The sequence below is a fragment of the Streptomyces endophyticus genome, from assembly GCF_035798155.1.
Lineage (GTDB): Bacteria > Actinomycetota > Actinomycetes > Streptomycetales > Streptomycetaceae > Streptomyces > Streptomyces endophyticus.
In genome coordinates this window covers 1-8,908 of record NZ_JAOZYC010000034.1, presented here as the reverse complement: position 1 = coordinate 8,908, position 8,908 = coordinate 1, and the positions used below count along the sequence as shown (strand labels likewise).

General features: G+C 72.4%; 5 protein-coding genes. 2 read left to right on the top strand and 3 right to left on the bottom strand.

Annotated features, from left to right (window positions below; all coding sequences use genetic code 11):
- Window positions 1–965: 965 nt before the first annotated feature.
- The 3 genes from OKJ99_RS06160 to leuS form a co-directional block, all read right to left on the bottom strand.
- The gene (locus OKJ99_RS06160) at window positions 966–1,814 is read right to left on the bottom strand and encodes a DegV family protein (RefSeq protein ID WP_326014735.1); all 849 of its coding nucleotides are present in this window, start codon (window positions 1,812–1,814) and stop codon (window positions 966–968) included.
- Window positions 1,815–1,898: 84 nt separating this feature from the next.
- The gene (locus OKJ99_RS06155; RefSeq protein ID WP_326014734.1) at window positions 1,899–2,618 is read right to left on the bottom strand and encodes a hypothetical protein; all 720 of its coding nucleotides are present in this window, start codon (window positions 2,616–2,618) and stop codon (window positions 1,899–1,901) included.
- A 125-nt stretch (window positions 2,619–2,743) separates the two neighbouring features.
- Window positions 2,744–5,662 (bottom strand): leucine--tRNA ligase, encoded by a 2,919-nt coding sequence (leuS, locus tag OKJ99_RS06150; protein ID WP_326014733.1) that lies wholly within the window; start codon window positions 5,660–5,662, stop codon window positions 2,744–2,746.
- A gap of 386 nt (window positions 5,663–6,048) precedes the next feature.
- Here leuS and OKJ99_RS06145 point away from each other — a divergent pair, with 386 nt between their 5' ends.
- Window positions 6,049–7,269, top strand: coding sequence for a cytochrome b/b6 domain-containing protein (locus tag OKJ99_RS06145; RefSeq protein WP_326014732.1), 1,221 nt, complete (start codon window positions 6,049–6,051; stop codon window positions 7,267–7,269).
- The gene (locus OKJ99_RS06140; protein ID WP_326014731.1) at window positions 7,266–8,843 is read left to right on the top strand and encodes an NADH-ubiquinone oxidoreductase-F iron-sulfur binding region domain-containing protein; all 1,578 of its coding nucleotides are present in this window, start codon (window positions 7,266–7,268) and stop codon (window positions 8,841–8,843) included. The genes OKJ99_RS06145 and OKJ99_RS06140 overlap by 4 nt, the downstream gene beginning before the upstream one ends.
- Window positions 8,844–8,908: the final 65 nt, after the last annotated feature.

The window sequence follows — 8,908 nt, the reverse complement described above, 5'->3', positions numbered from 1 at the left end:
GCACCCGCACGCCCCTCACACGCCCCGCCCAGAAGTGCTGCACGGCCAAGAGGCCCACCAGGCAGACGAGGACGGCCAGCGCCACGGCCCCGCGCCGCTCGACCCCACACCGCGCCTGCACCCACAACGGCAACCGCTCCCGCACAGCAAGCGCCACCCGCTCCCTCCACGAGGTCACCGAGACGGGAGCAGGCCCGACCGCCGGGGCCGAAGCAGGCTCGTCCGCCAAGACCGAAGCAGGCCCGACGCCCGAGGCCGAAGCAGGCTCGACCCCCGGGGCCGAAGCAGGCCCGACCGCCGAGACCGGGGCAGGTCCGACCGCCGAGGCCGGAACAGGCTCGGCCGCCAAGACCGGGGCAGACCCAACCTCCGGGGCCGAAGCAGGCCCGACCGCCGAGACCGGGGCAGGTCCGACCGCCGAGGCCGGAACAGGCTCGGCCGCCGAGGCCGAAGCAGACCCAACCCCCGAGACCGGAACACGCCCCACCGCCGAGGCCGAAGCAGACCCAACCCCCGAGACCGGAACAGACCCCACCGCCGAGACCGAAGCAGACCCCACCGCCAAGTCCGGAACAGGCCCGACCGCCACGGCCGGAACAGGCCCCACCCCCGAGACCGAAGCAGGCCCGCCCCCCGGAGCGAGAGCGTCCGGTGCCGGGTCCCGCTCCGGCGGCGCGAACAGCGCCTCCGCCCGCAGCCGGGTCCGCTCCGCCTCGACGCGCCTGCGCCGAGCGCGCCGCCGCACCACGTGCCGCTGCCGGGCGCGGCTGTCCGACGCGGGGCTGCGCCCCGGCCCGCTTGATGCGTGTGCTGTCCGTGTCCGTGATCGAAGTTCCATGTCACGAGACGGTAGGCACCGCGCCGCCGACAAGTGGATCTTGCTCAACTTCCGGGGACAACCCACAAGTTGTGGAAAACTCCGTCACCCACACGACCCCCACGCGACCGACGGAGTACGCGCCGCCCTACGTCCGCGGCGAGACCACGGCCCCCAGCAGTCCCGGCCCCGTGTGCGCCCCGATCACCGCCCCCACCTCACTGACGTGCAGCTCGGCCAGGCCCGGCAGGTGCTCGCGCAGCCACTCCGCGAGCGCCTCCGCCCGCTCGGGCGCCGCGAGATGGTGCACGGCCACGTCCACCTGCGCGCTGCCCGCCCGTTCCGCCACGATCTCCTGCAGCCGCGCGATCGCCTTCGACGACGTGCGGACCTTTTCCAGGAGTTCGATGCGGCCGCCGTCGAGCTGGAGCAACGGCTTGACCGCGAGCGCGGACCCGAACAGCGCCTGCGCGGCGCCGATCCGGCCGCCCCGGCGCAGGTAGTCCAGCGTGTCGACGTAGAAGTACGCGGAGGTGCCCGAGGCCCGCTTCTCCGCCGCGTTCACCGCCTCGTCGACGGTGCCACCCGCGTCGGCCGTCTCCGCCGCCGCGAGCGCGCAGAAGCCGAGGGCCATGGCCACCATCCCGGTGTCCACGACGCGCACCGGGACCGGGGCCTCGCGCGCGGCCAGCACCGCGGCGTCGTACGTCCCGGAGATCTCGGCGGACAGGTGCAGCGAGACGATGGCGGTGGCGCCGGACTCGGCCACCTTGCGGTAGGTCTCGGCGAACAGCTCCGGGCTGGGTCTCGACGTCGTCACCGACCGGCGCTTCTGCAGCGCCTCCGCGACCGAGCGGGCGGAGATCTCCGTACCCTCCTCGAGCGCCCGGTCACCCAGGACCACGGTCAACGGCACCGCCGTGATCCCGTGGCGCTCCATCGTCCGCTGCGGCAGGTAGGCCGTTGAATCGGTGACGATCGCGACATGGCGGGACATGCACCGGAGATTACCTGCCACGGTCTCCCGGCGGCAGCCCGGCCCCTACCTCCCGGCCATCGGACGACGCGGGCCGGCGGGCGATCAAGTCGTGCTCTCCGGACGGGGGTTCTTCTCCCACGGATACACGGGGCGTACACCTGGCGGAGTGATCGCGGCCCGGTTCTGCTCCCGGCCCCGCCCCTGCCCGCGGTCCGCCCGCGGCGCCTCCCACGCGGGCCCGGACTCGGATCCTGCCCCGGAACCCGCTCCGGAGCCCTCGGTCGTCCAGTGCCGCAGCGCCCCGGCCTCCAGGTCGATCTGCGAACTCAGCGCGTCCAGGTCGTCGCTCGCGAACCGGCCGGCCCGGTCGCGGGCCGCGTGCCGCAGTGCGTCGGCGGATCGCGTGATCTGCTCCGTACGCGTCCTGAGCTCCGGCAGCACGCGCGCCACCTGACTCTTGTCGGGCTCGCTCTCCAGGCGCTTCAGCTCGGCGTCCACCTCGTGCCCGTGCGCGCTCAGGCGCTCGAAGAGGCCGAGGGACTCCTTGAGCGAGGAGTCCTCTGCCACGCGCGTGTGCAGCGCGTCCTGCGTGGCCCGCATGGAGGTGCGCAGATGCAGCCGCAGTTGCGCCAACTCGGCTGCCGTGCCGGGCTGCACATAGCTCTTGGCGCGCAGTGTGGTGTCCTCCACCGCCCGCCGCGCCTGCTCGACCTTGCGGTCCACCCCGCGCTTGGCCGCGCCGACCGCCTTCACCGTCACGTACCCGCCGAACGCCAGGAAGGCGACGAAGATCAGCGCCATGATCACTAGCACAACATCCATAGCGCTCTCTCCTTCAGGTCGCCCCGCCCAACCGCTCTCTCCACCGTAAACGGAACGGGCAGGCCGAGGGTTCCAGCAGAACCCCCAACCTGCCCGTAGGGAACAACCCTGAGCACCCCTGCGAACTACGCAGGCACGATGTTCACCAGCTTCGGCGCCCGCACGATCACCTTGCGGATGCCGGCGCCGTCCAGCGCCGCGACGACCTTCTCGTCGGCCAGGGCGATCTTCTCCAGCTCCTCGTCGGAGATCGCCGGGGAGACCTCCAGGCGGGCCTTGACCTTGCCCTTGATCTGGACGACGCAGGTCACGGCCTCGTCGACCACGTACTCGGGGTCGGCGACCGGGAAGTCCTGGTGGACGACGGAGTCGCTGTGGCCCAGCTTGCGCCACAGTTCCTCGGCGACGTGCGGGGCCAGCGACGCGATCAGCAGCACCAGGCGCTCGGCCACGGAGCGCGGCAGCGCGCCACCCGCGTACGACTTGACCAGGTGGTTGTTCAGCTCGGTGACCTTGGCGATCGCGGTGTTGAACCGCATGCCCTCCAGGTCGCCGCGCACGCCGTCGATCGCCTTGTGCAGGGCGCGCAGCGTCGCCACGTCGATGTCCGCCTCGGGCACGTCCACGACGGTGACCTCACCGGTCGTCTCGTCGACGACGTTGCGCCACAGGCGCTGCAGCAGCCGGAACTGGCCGACCACCGCGCGCGTGTCCCACGGCCGGGAGACGTCCAGCGGGCCCATCGCCATCTCGTACAGGCGCAGCGTGTCCGCGCCGTACTCGGAGCAGATCTCGTCCGGCGTGACGGCGTTCTTCAGGGACTTGCCCATCTTGCCCAGCAGCCGGGAGACCTTCTCGCCCTGGTAGTAGTACGCGCCGTCGCGCTCCTCCACCTCGGCGGCCGGTACGGCGATCCCGCGCGCGTCCCGGTACACGTAGGCCTGGATCATGCCCTGGTTGTACAGCTTGTGGAACGGCTCGGCCGACGAGATGTGGCCCAGGTCGAACAGCACCTTCGACCAGAAGCGCGCGTACAGCAGGTGCAGCACGGCGTGCTCGGCGCCGCCGACGTACAGGTCGACACCACCGGTGGGCATGCCCTCGCGGGGGCCCATCCAGTACTGCTCGATCTCGGGGTCGACCAGCTTCTCGCTGTTGTTCGGGTCCAGGTAGCGCAGCTCGTACCAGCACGAACCCGCCCAGTTGGGCATGGTGTTGGTCTCGCGGCGGAACTTGCGCGGGCCCTTGCCGTCGCCCAGGTCCAGCGTGACGTTGACCCAGTCCTCGTTGCGCGACAGCGGCGTCTCGGGCCGCGTGTCGGCGTCGTCCGGGTCGAAGGTGCGCGGGCTGTAGTCCTCGACCTCGGGCAGCTCCAGCGGCAGCATCGACTCGGGCAGCGCGTGGGCGATGCCGTCCTCGTCGTAGGCGATCGGGAAGGGCTCGCCCCAGTAGCGCTGGCGGCTGAACAGCCAGTCGCGCAGCCGGAAGTTGACCGTGCCCGCGCCGATGCCCTTGCGCTCCAGCCACTCGGTCGTGCGGGCCTTGGCGTCGGCGACGCCCAGGCCGTCCAGGGAGATGTCGTCGCCGCTGGAGTTGACCAGCTTCGCGTCGCCCGCGACGAACGCGTCGTCCCACGTCGCCGGGTCGGTGCCGCGGCCGTCGGAGGGCTCGACCACGCAGCGCATGGGCAGCTCGAAGGCGCGCGCGAAGGCGAAGTCGCGGCTGTCGTGCGCCGGGACGGCCATGATCGCGCCGGTGCCGTAGCCCATCAGTACGTAGTCGGCGATGAAGACCGGCACCCGCTCGCCGCTGACCGGGTTGGTCGCGAACGCGCCCGTGAAGACGCCGGTCTTGTCCTTGGCCTCGGCCTGGCGCTCGACGTCGGACTTGGAGGCGGCCTGCTTGCGGTAGGCGGCGACGGCCTCGGCGGGGGTCGCGTGACCGCCCGTCCACACGTCGTGCGTGTCCTCGGGCCAGGCGGCCGGGGTGATCTTCTCGACCAGGTCGTGTTCGGGGGCCAGCACCATGTAGGTGGCGCCGAACAGGGTGTCCTGGCGGGTGGAGAAGACAGTGATCTTCTCCTCGCCGGAGCCGGCCCCCTCGGCGGACGGTACGGCGAAGTCGATCCGCGCGCCCTCGGAGCGGCCGATCCAGTTGCGCTGTTGCAGCTTGATCGCCTCGGGCCAGTCCAGCCCGTCCAGGTCGTCGATCAGGCGGTCCGCGTAGGCCGTGATGCGCATGTTCCACTGGCGCAGCTTCGACTTGAAGACGGGGAAGTTGCCGCGCTCGGAGCGGCCGTCGGCGGTGACCTCCTCGTTGGCCAGGACGGTGCCCAGGCCCGGCGCCCAGTTCACGGGCGCGTCGGAGGCGTACGCCAGGCGGTACTCGCCCAGGATGTCGGCCCGCTCGGCCTCGCTCAGCCCGCTCCAGGAGCCGCCGCCGGGAACGGCGCGGTCACCGGTCTCGAACTGCTTGACCAGGTCGGCGATCGGACGGGCCTTCTTCAGGTCGTCGTCGTACCAGGAGTTGAAGATCTGCAGGAAGATCCACTGCGTCCACTTGTAGTACTCCGGGTCGATCGTGGCGAACGACCGGCGCTTGTCGTGGCCCAGGCCCAGGCCGCGCAGCTGCGCCTTCATGTTCTCCATGTTGGCCTCGGTCGACGCGCGCGGGTGGGTGCCCGTCTGCACGGCGTACTGCTCGGCCGGCAGGCCGAACGCGTCGAAGCCCAGGGTGTGCAGCACGTTGTGGCCCGTCATGCGCTGGAAGCGCGCGAAGACGTCCGTGGCGATGTAGCCCAGCGGGTGGCCGACGTGCAGGCCCGCACCGGAGGGGTACGGGAACATGTCCATGATGAACTTCTTGGGCCGCGACGCGATCTGCGGGTCACCCGCCAGGTCACCGGTCGGGTTCGGCGCCTCGTACGTGCCCTCGGCGTCCCAGAAGTCCTGCCAGCGTGCCTCGATGTCGGCGGCCATGGCCGCCGTATAGCGGTGCGGCGCGACCGCCGCCTCGGAAGCGGCGGCGGTGTTCGTCTCGCTCATGATCCTCAAAGCTCCATCGATCGTCTCTGCCGGCGGCCCAGCGCGTAGGAAATGAAAAAACCCCTCGCACAGGAGGGGACGCCGCGCCGATTCCGACCACTCACCCCGGGGGCGGGTCGGGACTGATCAGCGCGGCTCGCTAAGCAGAAGGCGTACGGCACGCATGGCGTCAGGGTACCGCAGCCCTCGCTCGGCCCGCGACGGGCTTCCCCGCGCCCCACCGCACCCCAGGGGTTACTCGGCGTACCGCCCACTATCGGGACAACGCAACGACCAAACATCTCGTAGATAACAGCGAGATAACTCAAACCTCGTACTGCCCGGTATGCCTCGATCTAGAGTGCGGGCCGTGGGACCACCGTGCCGAACCGTTCGGAGTCACCCCCATGAACCCTCGAACCCCTCACTCCCTGAACTCCCTTCGTACGCTGAGGAGTTCACGTACTCCCGGCGTCAGCCGTCGCAGGAGAACAGGGCTGCTCATCGCGGGAGCCGTCCTCCTGTTGCCCGTGCTCGTGTCCACCGGCGGCGACGCTGTGCGGGCGACGCTCGACTTCGGCGCGGGCGTGCTCTCCCTGGTCTCCCTGACCGCGTCCGTCGTCTGGGGCCTGGTCGCCTCCGACCGGGTCTTCCTCACCTCGCGGCAGCGGCTGCTCGCGCAGGCCGTGCACCGGATCACCGCGGTCTCCTCGCTGGTCTTCCTGCTGCTGCACATCAGCGTGAAGCTCGCGCTCTCGCACGTGACGCCGCTCGGCGCGCTGATCCCGTTCTCCGGAGGCTTCAACGGCAGCGCGGGCCTGATCGGCCTGGGCGTGACCGCCGGGCTCCTCATGGTCACCACGGGCGTCACGGGCGCGCTGCGCAGCTCCATGGCCTCCCCCGCCCGGCTCGCCACCCGTTGGCGCGCGACCCACATGCTCGCCTACCCGGCCTGGTGCTTCGCCCTCATGCACGGCCTGTACTCGGGCCGGCCCGCGAAGGCGTACGTGACCGTCCTGTACTGCCTGGCCCTGGTCGCGGTCGCCGGCGCGGTCGCCCTTCGGGCGTCGCCGCAGGTCGTGCGGCGCAAGGTGGCGGTGCGCATCCTCGAATTCCTGGACGCGGGACCCCGCGCGAGCGGCACCAGGCGGGCCGGGGCGCCCCTCCCGCAGCCCCCGCAGCCCCGCACGGAACCGGCGCCGCCCCCTCCGCAGCCCCCCTTCGAGCCCGCTCCCCCCACGCAGTCCGACATCGGCTTCGCCGCCGCCTACCGCGCCGTGTCCGCCCTCCCCCGCTCGGAGCTGCCCACGCAGTCGGTCCCGTATCTGCAGCAGTACGCGGAGCCCATGGCAGCCGCGCCCACCGAGCGGTGGCCCGCCCCGTCCCCGCCGCCACCGGCCCCAGCCCCGCCCTCCCTGTACGACCCGACGTACGACACCCCCTACGGAGGCGTGCCCGGCTACCCCGCCTCCTACGGGGACGGCACGAACAGCGGCGCCTACGAAGACCTCTACCGGGCAGCGCCCGACTACAAGGAAGCGCCCGACCCCACCGAACCGCTCCCCGGCCCCTACCAAGCACCCGCTTCCGGCGAGCCCTGGACCACGCCCTACGGAGGCACGCAGTGAACACCGCACTGCCCGACGTCCCGGAAGTCCGGGTCGTCGGACTTCCCCAGCTCACTTCGGGGTTCGACCTCGTGGAGCGGCTCGACCTCGACATGCACCTGAAGGTGCACGGACCGCTGGAACCCATGGCGGGCGAACAGCTCGCGCAGCTGGCCCAGGCGATATCCCTGCGCGGCCGGGGCGGCGCGGGCTTCCCTTTCGCCAAGAAGCTCCGCGCGGTCGCCGAGTCGGCGATCCGGCGCGGAGTGCGCCCGGTCGTCGTCGTCAACGGCAGCGAGGACGAGCCGGCCTGCCGCAAGGACACCGTGCTGATCAACCGGGCCCCGCACCTGATCCTGGACGGCGCCCTGCTCGTCGCTGAGGCGATCGGCGCGCGCACGCTCGTCATCGGCGTGACCCGCGACAGCACCGAGGCGTCGATGCAGGCGGCCCTCGCCGAGCGCGGCCTGACGAACCGTCGGAACGCCCCGCTCCGCGCGCGCGTGCAGCGCAATCCGGTGCGCATGGTCACCGGGGAGTCCTCGGCCCTGATCCGCTCGGCGGACGGCGGCCCGCCCATGCCGCCGGGCCGCAAGGTCCGCGCCTCGGACTCCGGCGTCGGCGGCGCCCCCACGCTCCTGTCGAACGCGGAGACCTTCGCCCAGCTCGCCGTCGCGACCCGCACGGGAGCCGAGCGCTACTGCCGCACGGGCCTGCACGACGAGCCCGGCACGATCCTGCTGACGCTCTCCGGGGCGGTCGCCCGCCCGATGGTCCTGGAAGTGCCGTCCGGCGTCCCGCTGCGCTACGTACTCCAGCTCGCCGGTGCTCCTCCGCTCCCCCAGGGCGTCCTCACGGGTGGCTATCACGGCAAGTGGCTGGACGGCGTCGGCGCGCAGGACGCGATCGTCTCCCGCGCCTCCCTGGAGGCCTCGGGCGGCGCGCTCGGCGCCGGGGCGATCCTGCCGATCGGCCCGGACACCTGCCCGCTCGGCGAGGCCCTGAAGGTGGCGCAGTGGCTGGCCTCGGAGAGCGCGGGCCAGTGCGGCCCCTGCTACCTGGGGCTGCCCGCGGCGGCGCGCGGCCTGGAGGACGTGCTGAACGGAGGCGGCCCGGCAGCCCTGGAGGCGCTGCGCGAGGTCACGCGCGCGGTGAAGCGGCGCGGGGCGTGCAAGCACCCGGACGGTTCGGCGGCGTTCATCGAGTCGACGATCTCGGCGTTCACCGACGACCTGGCCGCGCACGTCCTGGGCGCCGGCTGCGGCCGCCCGGTCCTCGGTGTGCTGCCGCTGCACGCGGAGGCCCCGGCGAGCCCGACGCCCAGCGGGAAGCGGCTCGCCGTGGACTGGACGCTGTGCCGGGGCCACGGCCTGTGCGCGGACATCGTGCCGGAGCTGCTCCAGCTGGGCCCCGACGGCTTCCCGACAGTCGCGGAGGCGGCGGTGCCCGGCTACTCGGAGGCGAACGCGGTACGGGCCGTGCGCCGCTGCCCCGCACTGGCGCTGCGCATCGAGGAGGACGCCTCGGCGGCCCCGCAGGACCGCAGGCCGGTGCGCCCCGCGCTGCCGCCCGGCCGCAGCCGCGCCCGGAGGTAACGGGCACCCGGCCGGGCACTCTCCCGGGCACATCCCCGGACACATACGAAGGCGGGCCTTCCGAA